The sequence below is a fragment of the Pedobacter sp. G11 genome, from assembly GCF_003860265.1.
Lineage (GTDB): Bacteria > Bacteroidota > Bacteroidia > Sphingobacteriales > Sphingobacteriaceae > Pedobacter > Pedobacter agri.
Genome location: NZ_CP034190.1, coordinates 1,567,428 through 1,587,329 on the forward strand (window position 1 = coordinate 1,567,428; position 19,902 = coordinate 1,587,329).

The following is a 19,902-nucleotide window of genomic DNA, read 5'->3' on the forward strand; positions in this document are numbered from 1 at the left end:
ATGAATTAAGAAATTAGATTGCTTCGTGCCTCGCAATTACGGCAAAAAGCATAAAAAATAAGATTATCATTAACCATGAGTGAAAAAGTTAAGGTTACGATAGACGGAATAACAGTAGAGGTTGATAACGGAACCACTATCCTAAATGCTGCAAGGCAAATTGGAGGTGACATCGTTCCGCCAGCTATGTGCTATTATTCTAAGTTAGAAGGCAGTGGTGGTAAATGCCGTACCTGTATTGTTAAAGTAACGAAAGGTTCGGAAAAAGACCCACGCCCGATGCCAAAATTGGTTGCATCTTGCCGTACAACCGTAATGGATGGAATGGAAGTGTTAAACATTACTTCGCCAGAAGTTTTGGAAGCACGTGCGGGTGTAGTGGAAATTCTATTAATTAATCACCCATTGGATTGCCCGGTTTGCGACCAGGCTGGTGAATGCGATTTGCAAAACTTAGGTTATGAGCATGGTTTGCAAAAAACTCGTTATGAGTTTGAGCGCCGTACTTTCGAACGTATAGATATTGGTGATAAAATTCAGTTGCACATGAATCGTTGTATTCTGTGTTACCGTTGTGTTTTTACCGCCGACCAGATTACAAACAAGCGTGTTCATGGTATTTTAAACCGTGGCGACCACTCCGAAATTTCTACCTATATCCAACAAGCAGTTGATAATGATTTCTCAGGAAATGTGATTGATGTTTGCCCGGTTGGTGCTTTAACGGATAAAACTTTCCGTTTCAAAAATCGTGTTTGGTTTACCAAGCCAGTTGATGCACATCGCAATTGCGACCACGAAAAATGCAATGGTAAAGTAACGCTTTGGTATAAAGGAGAAGATGTTTTACGTGTTACTGCTCGTAAAGACCAGTTTGGTGAGGTAGAAGAATTTATCTGTAATACCTGTCGTTTTGATAAAAAGGCAACTTCAGATTGGGTAATCGAACAGCCAACACACATCGATGATACATCTGTTATCGCGTCTAACCATTACGAAACATTAAAACCTTTGCATGTGATTCAGCCTAATCAGGCTTTACAGGCTGCAAATGAAATTGAGTTACATAAATCAGTAAAATACTAATGGATACAGGTTTTATCATAGAAAAATTTATTCTGGTAGCGGTAATTTTCGGTATCAGTTTGGTAATTGCCATGTATTCTACCTATGCTGAGCGTAAGGTAGCAGCTTATCTTCAAGACCGTTTAGGTCCGGATAGAGCTGGTCCTTTTGGTATTTTACAACCACTCGCCGATGGCGTGAAAATGTTCATGAAAGAGGAGATTATTCCTAGCACATCAAACAAATGGTTATTTATCGTCGGACCCGGCTTGGCTTTACTTTGTGCTTGTATTGGTACGGCAGTTATTCCCTGGGGAAGCCCGATGGAAATTGGCGGTAAAATTGTTCCGCTTCAGGTTGCTGATATCAACGTTGGTGTACTCTACATCTTTGGTGTAGTTTCGTTAGGTGTTTATGGCGTAATGATTGGTGGCTGGGCATCAAATAATAAATATTCATTATTGAGTGCTATCCGTGCTGCTTCGCAAAATATCAGTTATGAAATTGCAATGGGTTTGTCTATCATCGCTTTGCTTTTAATGACTAATACTTTAAGCTTAAAAGAAATTGTAGATCAACAACATGGGTGGAGATGGAACGTATTGTATCAGCCATTAGGATTTTTAATTTTTATGGTTTGTTCTTTTGCCGAAACTAATAGAGCACCATTCGATTTACCTGAGTGTGAAACCGAGTTAATCGGAGGTTACCATACAGAATATTCTTCAATGAAGTTAGGCTTTTACCTTTTCGCTGAGTATATCAATATGTTTGTTTCATCAGCAGTAATGGCAACATTATATTTTGGTGGTTACAATTACCCGGGTATGGATTATATGGCAACATTGCTTGGCCCAACCTGGGCGCCTCTTTTTGGTGTTGGAGTATTTTTTGTGAAAATCGTTTTCTTTATCTTTTTCTTCATGTGGGTACGTTGGACAATCCCTCGTTTCCGTTACGACCAATTGATGAATTTGGGTTGGAAAGGTTTAATACCTTTGGCTATTGCCAACATTATAATAACTGGAATTGTGATTGCGATTATTGAGAAGTTTTAATTATGGAATCATTAAGTAATAAGAAAAAAGTACTGGAACAAAAGCCCTTGAGCTTTATGGAACGCATGTATCTACCTGCTATTGCAAAAGGTATGGGCATTACCATCAGCCACTTATTCAAAAAAGAGGCTACAGTAAGATATCCGGAAGTAGAACGTGAATTTTCTGCAAACTTTAGAGGGATGCACTCACTTAAACGTGATGAGAACGGTAAAGAACGTTGTACAGCTTGTGGTTTGTGTGCTTTATCTTGCCCTGCTGAAGCAATTACTATGATTGCAGCAGAACGTAAGCCGGAAGAAAAACATCTATATCGTGAAGAAAAATATGCAGCAACTTACGAAATTAATATGTTGCGTTGCATTTTCTGCGGATTATGTGAAGAAGCTTGTCCGAAAGAAGCAATTTATTTAGATGGACCAATCGTACCTGCAGATTATCTACGTAAGGATTTCATTTACGGAAAAGATAAATTGGTTGAGGCTCCATTGGAAATGAAAAAATAATTTTTACCAATGCGCCTCCCGATTAATCGGGACCTAAGCGATGACAATAAAAATGAGATTGCTTCGAGCTTCGCAATGTTGAACGAAGAAACAAATAAACAAATAACAAATTAATGAGTACACAAGTATTCTATTTCGTAGCCACATTAAGTATCATCTTTTCGCTGATGGTGATTTTTGCAAAAAATCCAATCCACAGCGTTTTGTACTTAATTCTTACCTTTTTCACATTTACGGTACATTACGTATTGTTGAATGCGCAGTTTTTAGCGGTTGTAAATTTCATTGTTTACATGGGAGCCATTATGGTATTATTCTTATTCGTACTGATGCTTCTCAATTTAAATAAAGAAACCGAACCAGTAAAATCACCACTAATTAAGATTGTAGGTGTGATTGCCGGATGTTGTTTAGTGGTAACTTTAGTAGGTTCTTTCAAAGCGGCAAGCATTAACAGCCCTTTGATTTTAAAAAACCCAGGACTAGGTTTAGTTGAAAACTTAGGTAAGGAGCTTTTTGGCCCATTCTTATTACCATTCGAATTATCATCTCTATTACTATTGGCAGCAATGGTGGGAGCCGTTTTATTATCTAAAAGAGATGAGGTAGAAGCATAATGGAAAATTTAACTACACAAATGGCAGGCGTTCCGCTAAATCACTACATCTATTTATGTGCAATTATTTTCACGATTGGTGTAATTGGCGTGTTAACTCGTAGAAATGCAATCGTAATTTTTATGTCGGTTGAGTTGATGTTAAATGCAGTTAACTTGTTACTAACAGCTTTCTCAGTGCATAGCAACGACCCATCCGGACAGGTTTTCGTATTCTTTATTATGGCGCTTGCTGCTGCTGAAGTTGCAGTTGGTTTGGCGATTATCGTAATGGTTTACAGAAATACGAAGTCGATAGATATTAATGTTTTAAATCGCCTTAAGTGGTAAATATATAGTAAGAATGACAATAGAACAATTGATTTGGTTAGTTCCTTTACTTCCTTTTTTAGGGTTTGTAATTAACGGACTGGGCAGAAAATCTTTATCTAAAGGACTTGTTGGCATCATTGGAAGTGGCGTAATCTTAGCTTCTTTCATCATCAGCGTAGTTATTTTCTTTAGTTTACAAGGCGATACACAAAAATCTCACGAAGTATTTTTATTCGATTGGATTAGCGCAGGAGCATTGCATATTCCACTTTCATTTCTGGTTGACCCATTAAGTTCAATCATGCTTTTGATTATAACTGGAATAGGTTTCTTAATCCATTTATATTCTACCAGCTACATGCATGATGATGAGGGCTTCGGGAAATTTTTCTCCTACCTTAACCTGTTTGTGTTCTTCATGCTATTATTAGTATTGGGTTCAAACTATATCGTGATGTTTATCGGTTGGGAGGGTGTAGGTTTATGCTCATACCTTTTAATCGGTTTCTGGTACACAAACAGTGCTTATGCTTCAGCAGCTAAAAAAGCATTTGTAATGAACCGTATTGGAGATTTAGGCTTTTTATTAGGGGTGTTCCTAATCTTTACTACTTTCGGCAGTGTAGAATTTGCAAAAGTTTTCCCTCAGGCGGCGAATATGTTGCCTGGTAACAATATCTTGTTTTTAATTACAGTGCTCTTGTTTATTGGTGCTTGTGGTAAATCAGCTCAGTTGCCACTATTTACCTGGTTGCCTGATGCGATGGCTGGTCCAACACCAGTTTCTGCATTAATCCACGCAGCAACGATGGTAACTGCAGGTATTTATATGATTGCCCGGTCGAGTGTGTTGTTCGATTTAGCACCGCTTACACAAAATATCATTGCCATTGTTGGTATTACTACCGCTTTAGTAGCAGCAATAATCGCTTTAACGCAAACTGATATTAAAAAGGTATTGGCTTATTCAACGGTATCTCAACTGGGATATATGTTCTTAGGCTTGGGCGTTGGTGCTTATACAGGTTCATTCTTCCACGTGTTAACGCATGCATTCTTTAAAGCCTTATTATTTTTAGGTGCTGGTTCGGTTATCCATGCGATGCACCACGAACAAGATATGCGCCACATGGGTGGATTAAGGAAAAAACTTCCCGTTACGTTCTTAACCATGATGATTGGAACCATCGCGATTGCAGGTTTACCGCCTTTTTCAGGTTTCTTCTCGAAAGATGAAATTTTAGCAAATGCATACCAGGCAAGTCCAATTCTTTGGGGTGTAGGTGTGTTAACGGCATTCTTAACTTCGTTTTATATGTTCAGAATGATGTTCCTTACTTTCTCAGGAAAATACAGAGGTACACATCACGAAGAAAGCCATGTCCATGAATCGCCAAAAGCAATGACGATTCCATTAATCATATTGGCAATTTTAGCTGCTATTGGTGGGGCCATCAACATTCCTCATGTTTTCGGTGGAAACGAATGGCTGGCTCACTGGTTAAGTGGTGCTGGCGTTGCACAACATGAATTAGAATTAAGTCATTCAACGGAATTTACGTTAATGGGTGTATCTGTGGTAGCGGCAATTGTAGCATTATTGTATGCTTATACCAGATATGTGAAAGGTGCTCGTGTTCCTGTAGCAGATGAGGCGCCACGCTCAGCACTGGCAAAATTATCATACAATAAATTCTATTTAGATGAGATTTACGATTTCATCATTACAAAACCATTAGATGCTTTTTCAAGATTTTTCTACAGAATTATCGACACGAAATTCATCGATGGAATTGTAAACGGTTTAGGCTGGAGTACAAACGAGGCGAGTAAAGGTGTTCGTTTGTTACAGAGTGGAAATGTAGGTTTCTACATATTTATGATGGTCGCTGGTATCATTGCATTGCTTGCTTATACATTTTATTACATATAAAAAGGGTTCAAAAATAAATAATGGAACAACTTTTACTACTTATATTTCTTCCGCTTGCAGGTGCTATTATTACGGCGTTTGCAGGTAAGTCGGCTAAAATAGTCTCTACCGTAATTTCGGTGGTTTCTTTAGGCCTGGCTTTGTTCATCGCCTGTAACTTCATTCCAAATGCAACTACGCAGTTTGAAGCAAACCTGCCATGGATTGCAGATTTGGGCATTCGTTTTCATGCCGGTATCGATGGTATTAGCATGCTGGTCGTATTGCTTACAAATTTGTTAATTCCGATTATCATTTTATCAAGTTATAAACACGATTATAAAAATCCTGCGGCTTTTTATGCATTGATTTTGTTCATGCAGACTGGCTTATTGTTGGTGTTTACCGCAATGGATGCTTTCTTGTTTTACATTGGATGGGAAGCGGCGTTGATTCCAATTTATTTCATCTGCGCATTCTGGGGAGGAAAAGATAGAATCCGCATTAACATGAAATTCTTCGTTTACACGATTGCGGGTTCATTGTTTATGCTGATGGGGATTATTTATCTCTATTTACAAAACCCTGCAAACAATTTCGAAATTCAAGCATTTTATGCCCTGAATTTAGATAGTGCACAACAAGGTTGGATTTTCTGGGCTTTCTTCATCGCTTTTGCCATTAAGATGCCGATTTTTCCTTTCCATACCTGGCAGCCTGATACATATACAGCAGCGCCGACTCAAGGAACTATGTTACTTTCGGGTATTATGCTAAAAATGGGTATTTATGGCGTAATCAGATGGTTGTTGCCAATTGTTCCTGCTGGTGTTCAGGATTGGTCTTGCTTAGCGATGATTCTGTCTATCATTGGAATAGTTTATGCATCGCTGATTGCTTTTACGCAGAAAGATGCAAAACGTTTAGTGGCTTATTCTTCTATTGCTCACGTTGGTTTAATTTCGGCAGGTATTTTTGCCTTAAATCAGCAAGGTTTGCAAGGAGCGATGGTTCAAATGTTAAGTCACGGAATTAATGTTGTTGGTTTGTTCTTCGTATTAGATATTATCTTTTCTCGTACCAAAACCAATAAAATTGAAGAGTTGGGAGGCATTGCAAAAGCGGCACCTCAATTGGCCATTGTTTTCTTAATCATCGTTTTAGGAACGGTAGCTTTACCAGGAACAAATGGTTTTATCGGAGAATTCTTATTGTTAATGGGCGTTTACAATTATGGAATCTGGGCTGCAGCTATTGCAGGATTAACCATCATTTTTGGAGCGGTTTACATGTTACGGATGTACCAAAATGTGATGCTCGGAAAAACCAACGAATTAACCATCACCTTTACCGACATTCAGGGAACTGAGAAATTGGTTCTTTATATTATCTGTGCTTTAATCATTGTTCTGGGGGTTTACCCGAAACCATTATTGCACTTAACAGAGGCATCTGTACAACATTTATTAGAACAGGTAAATCAAAAATTAACATCAGTAAAATAAGCAATGAATATTATTATAACCATTAGTATAACCGCTTTTATTGTTCTTTATGCAGGTTTGTTTAAAGCAAAAAAAGCATTATTACCGCTTACTGTTGTTGGCTTACTTACTGCTTTGGGCTTTACTGCCGCTGCATGGAATGGCAATGCTGTACACTTCGGCATGATGCAGACTGATAATTTTGCATTGGCATTTTCAGGTGTCTGCATTGTTGGAACGTTATTAATTTTCCTATTAACACAAAATTATTTTCACGCCAAAAGCGATAACGTAGCCGAATATTATACCTTAATTCTTTTTGCCCTTGCGGGGATGATTATGATGGTATCATACAAAAACATGGCAATGTTATTTGTGGGGCTGGAAATCATGTCGGTAAGTTTATATATTCTTGCGGGTATTCGTAAAAAGGATTTTGCTTCAAATGAGGCATCATTGAAATATTTCCTGATGGGAGCTTTCTCGACTGGCTTCTTGTTATTCGGTATTACATTAATTTACGGTGCATCTGGTTCATTCGATTTAGATAAAATTCAAGCTTATTTAGTAGATAACAGCAAAGCAATCTCACCAATTTTTTATCCTGGTGTTATTTTAATGATGATTGGCTTGTGCTTTAAAGTTGGTGCTGCTCCTTTCCATTTCTGGACACCAGATGTTTACGAGGGTTCGCCAACATTGATTACAACTTTCATGAGTACTGTTGTTAAAACAGCAGGCTTTGCAGCTTTCTTAAGATTATTTGCTGACGCATTTGCACCACTTCACGATTTCTGGGTTGCACCATTAATTGTAATCGTTTGTATCACTTTGTTTATTGGCAACGTTACGGCTTTGTTCCAAAAGAACTTCAAAAGAATGTTAGCCTATTCAAGTATATCTCATGCAGGTTACTTATTATTTTCATTAGTAGTAATTGGTGCCAATTCTCAGAACAGTGTTTTGGTTTATGCCGCAGCTTATACATTTGCTTCAATCATCGCATTTGCGGTATTAATTCTTGTTAAACAAAAAACAGGAAGCGATAGCTTTGAAAGCTTCAATGGCTTAGGAAAGAAGAATCCTTTGGTTGCCTTATCGCTTACTGTTGCGATGCTTTCATTAGCAGGTATTCCCTTAACGGCAGGTTTTATTGGTAAATATTTGATGTTCCTGAACGTAATGGGAGAATACAAAATGCTATTGGTTGCTTTTGCAATCTTAAATGCTTTAGTTGGTTTCTACTATTATTTCAAGGTGATCGTTGCGGTTTGGTTTAAAGATGGGGCAGAAGTTGAATTGTCAACCCCGTCTCAATACAAAGTGGTTTTGGCTGTTTCGGTGGCTATTACACTAATTTTGGGTATTTATCCGGCAATCATTTTAAACCTAATATAGGTATACACTTGTTAGATAATTATTTGTAGTTTTACGAATAATTGAAATATGCAGGATTTCTGGACTAACCTACAACATTTAATTGACCCCGAAAAATTATTGAGGGAGGGCGGTTTCTATCTTGTTCTGTTTGTGATCTACGCAGAAACAGGTCTGTTTTTCGGTTTCTTCCTTCCAGGTGATTATTTATTGTTTCTGGCAGGCATGTTTGTAGCCACGGGAAAGCTAGATGTAAACATTGCTGTTTTACTTGCAGGTTTATGTATTGCTGCAATATCTGGTAATTTCACAGGTTATTGGTTCGGTCGTCGGACTGGGCCTTTATTGTATACCCGAAAAGATAGTTTTTTTTTCAAAAAAAAATATTTGAAAGCTGCTGAGGCTTATTACAACAAACAAGGAGCTTTTGCATTAATTATGGGGCGATTTGTTCCAATCGTAAGAACCTTTGCTCCAATTTTTGCAGGCGTAGTAAAATTAGATTTCAAACGATTTGCTTTTTATAATGTTGTTGGTGCAATACTATGGATTTGCTCGCTCACTTTATTGGGTTATTTTTTGGGCAGAAGATTTGAAAAAGAAATTAACGATTACTTATTATATATTATTATTGGCTTTATCGCTATCACAACTATCCCTTTATTGATTACCTTTGTGAAAAGTAAAGTGAATAGCTCTGAAGAGGAAAAGACAGATTTAAATTAAAAATGGCAAAAGAAGAAAACCACGCATGGCATAGCGTATCTCCAGGAAGTAACCTTCCAGAAACAGTTAACGCAATCATTGAAATTCCAAAAGGCTCAAAAGCCAAATATGAAATAGATAAAGAATCAGGACTAATCAAATTAGACAGGGTTCTTTTTTCATCAGTAATGTACCCTGCTAACTATGGCTTTATCCCTCAAACATATTGTGATGATAAAGATCCATTAGATATTTTGGTGCTTTGTTCTGTTGATGTTTATCCAATGACATTAATTGAAGCGAAGGTTGTTGGTGTAATGCATATGGTAGATAATGGCGAGCAGGATGATAAAATCATTGCAGTTGCTGCACATGATATGTCTGTAAATTATATCAATGATTTAGATCAGTTACCTCCACACCAGATGAAAGAGATTGTTCGCTTCTTTCAGGATTATAAAGCTTTAGAAGGTAAAAACGTAACCATCGAACATTTATTAGGAGTTCGTTACGCACATAAGGTAATTAAAGAAAGTATAGAACTTTACAATACAACATTTAGAGAATTAGCATAATGGATTTACCCACGGCCTGCTTGTTTTTAAATACAGAGTTAAGTGCAATATTGCCCACCAATTTAATCTTGGTTGCGTTAGAAGAACCAGATACTACTTCAGTAGGTTGGCGATTATTTCTAGCATTATTTTTAGTGCTACTGAATGGATTTTTCGTTGCGGCAGAGTTCGCTATTGTGAAAGTTCGTGCATCTCAAATCGAAATTAAAGCAAAAACAGGAAGCCGCGTTGGTAAAATGGCTAAAACGATCATTCATAATCTGGATGGTTATTTAGCGGCTACACAGCTTGGTATTACACTTGCATCACTTGGCCTGGGTTGGGTTGGTGAAGGTGTAATGCATACCATCTTTAAAAATTTATTTGACAGCCTTGAATGGGGCTTCAGCGATGCAACCATCCATACTGCATCCACCATCGTTGCCTTCTCATTAATTACCGTAATGCATATTGTATTTGGTGAGCTGGCTCCTAAATCTTTCGCCATTCAGAGGCCGGTTGCCACAACATTATTTGTTTCTGTTCCATTACAAATCTTTTATGTTGTTTTTAGGCCGTTCATCTGGACTTTAAACAGTCTTGCTGCTGTTATTTTAAAGCCTTTTGGCATCGATACTTCAGCTGGTCATGAATCGCTTCACAGTACTGAAGAATTACAGTATCTATTGGATCAGGGAAAGGAAAGCGGGGCATTGGATAATAATGAGCACGAGTTAATCAAAAATGTTTTTGATTTTAATGAACGTGTGGTGAAAAATATTATGGTTCCGCGAACCAAAATATCCGGCATCGAACTTACATCAGTAAAAGAAGAAGTTGTTGATAAAATCATTAAAGAAGGTTATTCCCGTTTGCCGGTATATGATGAGATTATGGATAAGATTGTAGGGATTATCCATGCAAAAGATATCTTACCGCTGGTAGCATCAGGTAATCAGCACTGGACGCTTAATGATATCATTCGTAAACCATATTTTGTAACGGAGACGAAAAAGATAAATGATTTGATGAGTGAGTTGCAAAGCAACCGCATTCAAATTGCTATTGTTTTAGATGAATTCGGTGGAACAGCAGGTATGGTTACTCTGGAAGATATTGTGGAAGAATTAGTTGGTGAGATACAGGATGAATATGACGAGGAAAAACCATTGGTAGAAAAGGTTTCTGACAATGAATTTATCGTCAACGCATTTGCTACCGTATATGACGTGAACGAATATTTGCCACATGACTTACCTGAAGACGAAGACTTTGATACCATTGGAGGCTTGGTTTCGCATATTTTTGAGCGTATTCCTGAGGTGGGAGAGAGCAACATGTCATACGGTTACCTGTTCACCATTCTTAAAAAAACAGAACAAAACATCGAAACCATTAAATTAGAATTGGTTCTTAATAAAGAAGATCAGGTTGACATTCACTAATCTCAACAATGCATATTTTTTATACGCCAGATATCACTCAAAATATTTACACACTTAACGAAGAGGAGAGTAAACATTGTGTAAGGGTATTGAGATTGCCTATAGGCGCTCTAGTTAATCTGGTTGATGGAAGAGGCGGTTTTTACACCGCAGAGATTACATCAGATAATCCAAAGAAGGTAAGCCTGACCATTCTTAAGGTAGAAACAGAATTCAATAAGCGAAATCATTACCTGCATATCGCGGTAGCACCTACAAAAAATATCGACCGAATTGAGTGGTTTTTAGAAAAGGCGACAGAACTCGGTATTGACGAAATTACGCCGATTATTACTGATCGTTCTGAAAGGAGAGTAGTGAAAGAAGATCGTTTGAATAAAGTAATCACCTCTGCAGTTAAACAGTCTATCAAAGCTTATCGCCCCATATTAAATGAATCAATTCCATTTAATAAATTTCTAAACTCTTCTATCGAAGGAGAAAAGTTAATTGCTCATTGTATTGACAATCAGGAAAAAAAGTACATCTCTGAACTTGTCATGCCTCATCAAAAATATTTAGTGCTTATCGGCCCCGAAGGAGATTTCACACCTGAAGAAGTTAATTCAGCTTTGAACAAAGGCTTTAAACCATTAACTTTAGGAGATAACAGATTGCGCACCGAAACCGCTGCATTGTCTGTTTGTTTTGAAATCAATTACCTTAACCGATGAAAAGAGTTGAACGTTATAAGTTGAAAGTTTTAGGTTCATTATTGGTAAAACGACTGCGTTCATTGTCGGTTTTCTTTGTTGCCTGTTCCTTACTCCTTATTCTTATTTCATTTACCGTTCCCTCTTATCGCATGGCGAAACTAAAGTATAACGGAGGTGGAGACTGGTACGCTGACCGAACGGCGCTGCCTAACCTGATTGCTTTCTGCAATTCCAATTTAAAAACCAATTTTTATCCAGAGGAAAGCATTGTTGAAGTTGGATCAAAGGAACTGTTTAATTATCCTTTTGTTTACATGACCGGGCATGGAAATGTGGTTTTCAGCGATCAGGATGTGAAAAATTTAAGACAATATTTAATTGGTGGCGGGTTTCTGCATATTGATGACAACTATGGTTTAGATAAATTTATCAGGCCACAAATGAAAAAGGTTTTTCCGGAACTTAACTTCGTTGAGTTGCCTGCCAATCATGCCATCTATAATCAAAAATTTAAGTTTCCGGGCGGTTTACCTAAAATTCATGAACACGACAACAAGCGACCTCAGGGTTTTGCATTGATTTATAAGGGTAGAGTTGTGTGCTACTACACCTTTGAGTGCGATTTAGGGAATGGTTGGGAAGACTTTGGTACCTATCCTGAGGATACGCAGGAAACACGCAGCAAAGCGCTTAGAATGGGTGCGAATTTGGTACAATACGCTTTAACACAATAATTATGTATAAAGTAAAAGTCAACGAGCAGTTTCAGTTCGATATTGAGATTGAAAAAAACAATTTGAAGATAAACGGTGAAGAGATTTTTATTGATTCAGCTGCGCTAGACAATGGCACTGCTCATTTGCTTTATAAACATCAATCGTATAATGCTGAAGTAATCTCAATTGATAAAGCTGCGAAAACTTGCCAAGTCAAGGTCAATGGAACGGTGTACTCGGTAGGTGTTGAAGATCAGTATGATCAGCTTCTGCAGCAACTTGGCTTAGATACTTTAGTCAGCAATAAAATCACCGAAATAAAGGCTCCTATGCCGGGGTTGGTTTTAAACGTAATGGTTGCTGAAGATGCTGAAGTGAAGAAAGGCGACAGTCTGTTAATATTGGAAGCAATGAAGATGGAAAATATCCTAAAATCGTCGACCGATGGAATTGTGAAGAAGATAGCGGTTATAAAAGGTGATAAGGTGGAGAAGAATCAAATTCTGATACAGTTTAAATAATTCTTTTCTACAAAAACCATTGTAAAAAAAAAGTCCCAATTCTCTCGAACTGGGACTTTTTTATTTATTTACCTCTGCTCACTCTGTATGGTCTTGGAGGAGGAGTTTTGAAACTTCTTTTACCACCGGTACTGATTTCTGGCGCACCTAACATGGTCATGGCACAACGGAAACCAATTTCTGCTGATGATTCATCTTGTGACAGGAAACGTCTCGTGGCAGGATTTAACCAATAAGCCATATCATTCCATGAGCCACCTTTATATACGCGTGATTTATCATTGATCAGGGTAACGCCTTCTTCATTTAACAGAAGATTTTGTCTGTCTCTGTAACCTCTCTGATCGGCTTGATAAGTGGTAGATGCCGTTACACTCTGTGGATCTGTTGATCTTGAAATTGAATCAGCACGTTTGGCTTGTGCTTGCTTTTCAGCCCAGGTTTGTTTTCTGCCTGAATAAGCATTTTCTTTAATCGGATTGCCGTATTTATCTAAGGCAATTTTTCCAGATTGTGCGTTATCGAGTTTCTTATTTTCGAAATAGTTACCACGATAAGGGTTAAAGGCATCAGCATCCGTAAATGTTCCTGTTCTGTAAACATCATTTACCCACTCATTTACATTGCCAGCCATGTTATATAAGCCAAAATCATTTGGCGTATATTGAATCACCGGAACAGTTAAATCACCTTTATCATTCAATGACCCGCCAACACCCATGTAATCACCAGGCGCTCTTTTGAAGTTGGCTTGAATTAAACCTCTTGTTTTTTTACTTGCTGAACTAACACCTAAACCGTTCCAAGGGTAAATTTTATTCTGGTTGATATTTTCATATTCGGTGTTACCAATTAAGCCTAATGCAGCATATTCCCATTCTGCTTCTGTTGGTAAGCGATACGGCTGCATAATTACCCCATCCTCCAGAGTAGCAGTTCTCCTTGGTTGGTTATTGCCTCTTCCACCAGCAGTAGCACCTGCAGTACCTGTCGCTGCACCAGCTTTAGTATTATAATCGATTGGAGCATTTCTACCCTTGTCATCATACTGACCATTCAAATAAGCATCTGTGTTAAAAGGCTTGTCAGGTCTTGGCGTTGCAGCAGCAGTTGCTGCATTGTTATTACGGCCTGTATTTCCACCGGCTAATGTTCTGTAATCTGTTAAGATACCTTTTTCACGCAAAATAAATTCATTCGCCCGCGATGTTCTCCATTGGCAGTAGCGAGATGCCTGCTCCCAGGAAACACCTACTACAGGGTAATCACGGTAAGCCGGATGACGTAAATAGTTATCAACGTATGGCTCATTGTATGAAAGCGCACTTCTCCAAACTAAAGTGTCAGGTAACTCATTGTAATAAAACTCCTGATCTTCGGGAAAGTTATATCTAATCCAGTGTAAGTATTCTAACCAATCTGTATTTGATACTTCAGTTTCATCCATATAAAAAGATGGAACTGTTACCTGTCTCTTGTAGTTGTAAATGTTTGGTTCTACACCAGGAACTTCGATTGCGCTTCCGCCTACAACCAAAACCCCACCTTCAATCGCCACTAGTCCTGGTCCAGGTGCTCTTTTATACTGCGTAGCAACGGCAAAAGCTCCCGATTGGTTGTTCCTGCTCTTTCTATCCGCATAAGGAACGCCTGTTTTGCTGGAGCTGTTTCCACCTTTTGAGCTACAAGCGGTAAGCAGTGCAGCTAAAGACAAACAAGTAAAAGAATATAGTATAAGTTTTTTCATATATGATACTAAAGAAAGTCGCCCAATGACTATTCAACCGATAAAATTAAACAAATTTAAATGAATATATAAATATTGTGACAATAAAATACTGATTATATTTTTATCCCTTAACGTATTATTTTATGACGTATTGTGTCTTTTAAACTTTTAATACATTTTTTAGTTAAAATCTTAAAAACAAGCATGATATAATTGGTTCATTAATTGTAAGTGATGGGTACCAAACATTATCATCTTTAAAGATTTTACCATGCTTAAAAAAATTTCTCTAACTGTTGCCGCTATTGTTTTAATACTTTTAGCTGGCGCTGTTGCCGTTCCGCTGTTTTTCAAAAAGGAAATCGATGCCAAACTCAAATCAACCATAAATAATAATGTTAAAGCTAAGGTAGATTTTACTGATTTTGACTTAAGCCTGCTGAGTTCTTTCCCCAATCTGGGGATAAAAATCAACAACCTAACCATTGTAGGGATTGACAGTTTTGCTAAAGATACATTGGCAAATGTTAAACAATTGCAGCTAAATGTTAATTTATTAAGCGTAATTAAGGGAGAAACCTATCAAGTTAAATCTATTGATTTGAGTGAACCAATAATTTACGCGAAGGTTTTAAAAAGCGGACAGGCCAATTGGGACATTATGAAAAAAGATTCTAGCTCAACCTCTGCCGATACTGCTAAAACTACTTTCAAAGCTGCGCTTCAAAAATACGCGATCGAAAAAGGAAACATCACTTACGATGATGCAGCACTTAATTTCTTTATGGAATTAAAAAATGTAAATCACACTGGAAAAGGTGATTTTACGCAAGACTTATTTACCCTGAAAACCCAGTCGGACATTGAAAAGTTAACAGTTAAATATGGAGGCATTCCCTATTTAAATCAGGTTACACTTGATGCAGACTTACCGCTTGATATCGACATGAAGAAGATGAAATTCACTTTTTCAGAAAATAAAATTCAATTGAATGAATTGATCTTATCAGTCGTTGGTTACCTCGCAATGCCTAATGCAAGCGATATGGTGATGGATTTGAAGTTTGATGCCAAACAATCAGAACTTAAAAATTTTCTGTCGCTAATTCCGGCTATTTATGCTTCTAATTTTAAGGATATGCAAGCTACAGGTAAATTTGCAATGAACGGAACTGCCAAAGGAACTTATAATGAAAACTCACTTCCTGCATTCGATGTAAACCTTTCAATCGAAAATGGCAAAATAAAATATCCTTCTCTGCCATCTGCGATTAACAACATTCAAGTCAAATCGAATATAAATAACCCTGATGGAGTAATTGATCATACGGTTGTTAATGTTCCGGCATTCCATCTGGAATTTGGTGCGGTTCCGGTAGATGGCAGACTACTCTTAAAAAATCCAACCACAGATCCTTTCGTTGATATGGCATTGAAAGGCAAACTTGATTTGAAACAGTTAACCAGCATCTTTCCGATGAAAGACATGACCTTAACAGGAATTTTAGATGCTGACGTTCAGGCTGCAGGGCGAAAATCATCTATAGATAAAGGTCAATATGACGCATTTAAAGCCTCAGGACAAATGATTGCAAATAATTTCACCTATGCTGGTAAAAATGTGCCTATGCCAGTGAATGTGCCTTCAGCAAAAATGAACTTTAGTCCTAAAAACATTACTCTCAGTAACTTAATCGCAAAAGTGGGGAAGAGTGATTTTTCAGCAAATGGCTCGGTTAACAACTATTTGAGCTACTTTTTTAAAAAGAACCAGGCATTACAGGGAGATTTTAACCTTTCCGCTAGTTTGATTGATGTGAATGAACTGATGGGGCCAAAAGCAGCTTCAAAGAATGAAGCTGCAAAGAAACCCGATTCGAAACTTTCTGTATTTGAAGTTCCAGGCAATATTGATTTTAAAGTAGCAGCAAAAGCAGACCGGGTACTTTACGATAACTACGATATTACTAATGCCAAAGGTGCTTTATTGGTAAAAAATAAAACCATCACTTTCAAAGATATGGGTATGAATATGTTGGGTGGAGAAGTGAACATGAACGGTTTTTATGCAACGACCGACCCTAAGAAGCCTAAAGTTGATGTTAACTTCGGAATAGAGAAAATGGATATTCAAAAGGCTTTTGGTGCTTTTAATACGGTAAAACTTTTGGCTCCGGTTGCCAAGTTCACCAAAGGAACCTTTTCTACCAACCTTAAGTTCAATTCAGATCTTGATCAAAATATGATGCCTGTTTACTCTTCTATTAATGCTGAAGGATTGGCTAATATCATCCAAGCGGTAGTAGATGGATTTCAGCCACTAGAAAAGCTGGCATCAGCCCTAAGTTCTGATAAATTTAAAAAACTCGAGTTGAACAATGTGATGACCAAGTTCAAAATAAAAGATGGCCGACTGAATGTTTCTCCATTTGATATTAAAAAAGATGGAATCGTTATGAATGTTCAAGGTTCAAATGGCCTCGACCAAACGATGGCTTATGATTTAGCGTTAAATGTTCCCCGGGCAATGTTGGGTGCAAAGGCGAATGAAACTGCCAATGCTATGATTGCAAAATTGAACAGTAAAGCAGGTACAAACGTTGCGTTAAGCGAAAACATCAAAGTTAATGCTGTTTTGGGCGGCACCATTTTGAAACCCACCATTGGATTAAAGTATGGTGCTGGTGATGCTAAGGCAACAGCAAAAAATGCCGTAAATGCGGTGATTGCAGAGAAAAAAGCTGAACTACAAACCAAAGCCCAGGCAAAAATTGATACCGTAAAGGCAAAAGCTACTGAAAAAGTTAAAGACGCTATTGCCGATAAACTGAATGGTCTGTTCAAAAGAAAAAATTAGTTAAAAAAGATTAACGTCTTTTTTGATATATAAGTACTTAATCCATTAATAGTTACGATTTTTATGGTTTCATCAAACTGTAAAAATCGTAGCTTTAATTAGTAAATAGTCACATAATTCGTAATTTGGTGAAATATAATTTTTGGTTTTGCGTTATCAAGCTAGTCTCCAAATAACAATATCCCGAAGATCTAAAATTACGTACCTTTAAAGGATGAATTTCAAGTACATCAGTAAACTTGCTTTTTCTGCACTCTCTTTGGCCTTGGTATTTGGTAAAACAAATGCTCAAGTTACTATAGGTAATACCCAAACCAATGGTAGTGAATCGAATAATATTGTTACTGCAGTACCATTTTTATTAATTACACCCGATGCCCGTTCTGGTGCGATGGGAGATGCGGGCGTTGCTGTTGCTGGTGACGTAAATTCTGCCAGTATCAATGCATCCAAACTGGCTTTTATTGATAAACCTTATGGTTTTGCCGTTTCTTATAGTCCGTGGCTAAAAAGTTTGGTTCCTGATATCAACCTGGCCTATCTAAGCGGTTTTTACAAGCTTGATGATCGGAATACCATTGGCGCATCACTTCGTTATTTCTCTTTAGGATCTATTCAGTTAACCGATATCAACCAACAGGATTTAGGAATTGCTAGCCCTAATGAACTGGCTTTTGACGTTTCATTTGCCCGAAGTTTCGGTGAAGAATTTTCGTTAGGTTCTTCGTTAAGATATATTTACTCCAATTTAGCTTCCGGTCAGTTGTCATCATCCGGGCAAGTGAGAGGTGGCAAAGCCGTTGCAGTTGATGTATCTGGATTGTATAAAACTTCTGCCACCATGTTTGGCAAACCAGCAATATTATCAGCTGGAGCTAATATATCGAATATTGGCACCAAAATGAGCTATTCAGACGGTGGCGAAAACTTTTTTCTGCCAACCAATTTCAAGCTTGGCGGTGCTTCAACAATAGCCGTTGATGATTATAGCACCGTTACATTTGCAGTCGATTTTAACAAGTTACTCGTTCCAACGCAACCTATTTACGATTTGGATAATAACATCGTAAGCGGTAAAGATCCAAATCGCTCAGTTCCTGCAGGTATTTTTGGCTCCTTCTCGGATGCACCTGGAGGCTTTAGCGAAGAATTGAAAGAGGTTGGTATTTCTACAGGTTTAGAATACTGGTACAATCAGCAGTTTGCATTAAGGGCTGGTTATAATTATCAAAGTCCTATGAAAGGCGATAGCCGATATTTTACGTTGGGTTTGGGGTTAAAATACAATGTCTTCAATATCGATTTCTCTTATTTATTGGCCAATGCACAAACAAGTCCATTAGCCAATACCTTACGTTTTGGCCTTTTGTTTAACTTTGGCGATAAGAAAATCATTAAATAGAATTTTGATTTCCTTCAAAAGAAACATTTTCCATCATTAAACTTTTAAAATGAAAATTAGAGTAGGCTTTGGCTTTGACGTACATCAACTGAAAGATCAACATCCTTTTGTAGTTGGTGGCGTAACCTTGGAACATCATAAAGGGGCTTTTGGCCATTCAGATGCCGATGTGCTGCTTCATGCCATTTGCGATGCCTTGCTAGGTGCCGCGAACCTTCGCGATATTGGTTTTCATTTTAAAAATACTGATGACCGTTGGAAAGGAATTAGCAGTGTTATTTTGCTGCAAGAAACGGTAAAGTTATTGGCTGATAAAGGCTGGCAGGTGGGCAATATTGATGCGATGCTTTGCCTGGAAGCGCCAAAAATTAATCCACATATTCCCGCCATGCAAGAAAACATCGCCAATGCAATCGGAATTTCTACCGATGAAATTTCGATCAAAGCCACAACCAACGAAACGATGGGTTTTGTAGGTAGAGAAGAGGGCGTTGTAGCCTATGCAGTATGTTTAATTGAGAAGGCTTAAATCATTAAATGTTTTGAAGCGCAAAAGCAGCATAAGGAATTAACTGTCTTCCCGTTTTTTGCTTTTACGCTTCGCTCGTCATACTTCCTCGCTGCAGGGTAACGCTACAACCGGGGCTATAAATCAAGAACAGTATGTCATGGCCACAATAGCCAGGTGCTAAAACTATGTTCGTAAACCTGACAGTAGCGGCAGCTCCCGATTCTTCATCGGGACTACAGCGAATGGCAGGGCTGATGTCCGCGATGATCATTGGACCGTTCATTTTCAAATTATAAAAATATGTAATGATCGTTTGCGCTTCAGTATTTTAACTATTATCTCTTTCACATTTCCCGTTCTTTTTAAAGTTGCCCAGGTTTCCAGCATTACATTTTCTCTGATTGGTATTCAAATGTCTCTAATGGATATGAAGATTG

General features: G+C 37.8%; 18 protein-coding genes. 17 read left to right on the forward strand and 1 reads right to left on the reverse strand.

Annotation, left to right across the window (positions count from 1 at the left end; translation table 11 throughout):
* Window positions 1–75: 75 nt before the first annotated feature.
* From EA772_RS06860 to EA772_RS06925, 14 genes are all read left to right on the forward strand, one after another.
* A complete protein-coding gene (locus tag EA772_RS06860) occupies window positions 76–1,086 on the forward strand; it encodes a 2Fe-2S iron-sulfur cluster-binding protein (RefSeq protein ID WP_124912036.1) in 1,011 nt (336 codons plus the stop codon).
* Window positions 1,086–2,123 carry an NADH-quinone oxidoreductase subunit NuoH gene (nuoH, locus tag EA772_RS06865; protein WP_010601900.1) on the forward strand — a complete coding sequence of 346 codons (1,038 nt, stop codon included), beginning with the start codon at window positions 1,086–1,088 and terminating at the stop codon, window positions 2,121–2,123. Before EA772_RS06860 ends, nuoH begins: the two co-directional genes overlap by 1 nt.
* A 2-nt stretch (window positions 2,124–2,125) precedes the next feature.
* On the forward strand, window positions 2,126–2,629 hold the full coding sequence (locus tag EA772_RS06870; protein ID WP_010601899.1) for an NADH-quinone oxidoreductase subunit I: 504 nt from the start codon (window positions 2,126–2,128) through the stop codon (window positions 2,627–2,629).
* Between the two features lie 113 nt (window positions 2,630–2,742).
* On the forward strand, window positions 2,743–3,246 hold the full coding sequence (locus tag EA772_RS06875) for an NADH-quinone oxidoreductase subunit J (RefSeq protein WP_010601898.1): 504 nt from the start codon (window positions 2,743–2,745) through the stop codon (window positions 3,244–3,246).
* A complete protein-coding gene (gene nuoK, locus EA772_RS06880; protein WP_010601897.1) occupies window positions 3,246–3,575 on the forward strand; it encodes an NADH-quinone oxidoreductase subunit NuoK in 330 nt (109 codons plus the stop codon). Before EA772_RS06875 ends, nuoK begins: the two co-directional genes overlap by 1 nt.
* 13 nt (window positions 3,576–3,588) lie before the next feature.
* A complete protein-coding gene (gene nuoL / locus EA772_RS06885; RefSeq protein ID WP_371683161.1) occupies window positions 3,589–5,490 on the forward strand; it encodes an NADH-quinone oxidoreductase subunit L in 1,902 nt (633 codons plus the stop codon).
* 20 nt (window positions 5,491–5,510) lie between these two features.
* Window positions 5,511–6,974 (forward strand): NuoM family protein, encoded by a 1,464-nt coding sequence (locus EA772_RS06890; protein ID WP_124912038.1) that lies wholly within the window; start codon window positions 5,511–5,513, stop codon window positions 6,972–6,974.
* Window positions 6,975–6,977: 3 nt separating this feature from the next.
* Window positions 6,978–8,351, forward strand: coding sequence for an NADH-quinone oxidoreductase subunit N (locus EA772_RS06895; protein ID WP_010602597.1), 1,374 nt, complete (start codon window positions 6,978–6,980; stop codon window positions 8,349–8,351).
* Between the two features lie 48 nt (window positions 8,352–8,399).
* Window positions 8,400–9,056, forward strand: a complete 657-nt coding sequence (locus EA772_RS06900; RefSeq protein WP_010602598.1) for a DedA family protein — start codon at window positions 8,400–8,402, stop codon at window positions 9,054–9,056.
* A gap of 2 nt (window positions 9,057–9,058) precedes the next feature.
* Window positions 9,059–9,610 carry an inorganic diphosphatase gene (locus EA772_RS06905; protein WP_010602599.1) on the forward strand — a complete coding sequence of 184 codons (552 nt, stop codon included), beginning with the start codon at window positions 9,059–9,061 and terminating at the stop codon, window positions 9,608–9,610.
* Window positions 9,610–11,034, forward strand: a complete 1,425-nt coding sequence (locus tag EA772_RS06910; protein ID WP_116168644.1) for a hemolysin family protein — start codon at window positions 9,610–9,612, stop codon at window positions 11,032–11,034. The genes EA772_RS06905 and EA772_RS06910 overlap by 1 nt, the downstream gene beginning before the upstream one ends.
* An 8-nt stretch (window positions 11,035–11,042) precedes the next feature.
* Window positions 11,043–11,747 carry a 16S rRNA (uracil(1498)-N(3))-methyltransferase gene (locus EA772_RS06915; RefSeq protein ID WP_124912040.1) on the forward strand — a complete coding sequence of 235 codons (705 nt, stop codon included), beginning with the start codon at window positions 11,043–11,045 and terminating at the stop codon, window positions 11,745–11,747.
* Window positions 11,744–12,463 carry a DUF4159 domain-containing protein gene (locus EA772_RS06920; RefSeq protein WP_124912042.1) on the forward strand — a complete coding sequence of 240 codons (720 nt, stop codon included), beginning with the start codon at window positions 11,744–11,746 and terminating at the stop codon, window positions 12,461–12,463. Before EA772_RS06915 ends, EA772_RS06920 begins: the two co-directional genes overlap by 4 nt.
* 2 nt (window positions 12,464–12,465) lie before the next feature.
* Window positions 12,466–12,966, forward strand: a complete 501-nt coding sequence (locus EA772_RS06925; RefSeq protein WP_124912044.1) for an acetyl-CoA carboxylase biotin carboxyl carrier protein subunit — start codon at window positions 12,466–12,468, stop codon at window positions 12,964–12,966.
* Window positions 12,967–13,030: 64 nt separating this feature from the next.
* On the opposite strand, the gene EA772_RS06930 is transcribed toward EA772_RS06925, so the two are convergent.
* Window positions 13,031–14,713 carry an SUMF1/EgtB/PvdO family nonheme iron enzyme gene (locus tag EA772_RS06930; RefSeq protein WP_168187492.1) on the reverse strand — a complete coding sequence of 561 codons (1,683 nt, stop codon included), beginning with the start codon at window positions 14,711–14,713 and terminating at the stop codon, window positions 13,031–13,033.
* A 253-nt stretch (window positions 14,714–14,966) separates the two neighbouring features.
* On the opposite strand from EA772_RS06930, the gene EA772_RS06935 reads away from it, so the two are divergent.
* From EA772_RS06935 to ispF, 3 genes are all read left to right on the forward strand, one after another.
* Window positions 14,967–17,552: an AsmA-like C-terminal region-containing protein gene (locus EA772_RS06935; RefSeq protein ID WP_124912046.1), complete on the forward strand. Its 2,586-nt coding sequence runs from the start codon at window positions 14,967–14,969 to the stop codon at window positions 17,550–17,552.
* A 214-nt stretch (window positions 17,553–17,766) separates the two neighbouring features.
* Window positions 17,767–18,954 (forward strand): type IX secretion system outer membrane channel protein PorV, encoded by a 1,188-nt coding sequence (porV, locus tag EA772_RS06940; RefSeq protein WP_124912048.1) that lies wholly within the window; start codon window positions 17,767–17,769, stop codon window positions 18,952–18,954.
* A gap of 49 nt (window positions 18,955–19,003) precedes the next feature.
* On the forward strand, window positions 19,004–19,483 hold the full coding sequence (ispF, locus tag EA772_RS06945) for a 2-C-methyl-D-erythritol 2,4-cyclodiphosphate synthase (protein WP_010603320.1): 480 nt from the start codon (window positions 19,004–19,006) through the stop codon (window positions 19,481–19,483).
* The last annotated feature ends 419 nt before the right edge of the window (window positions 19,484–19,902 follow it).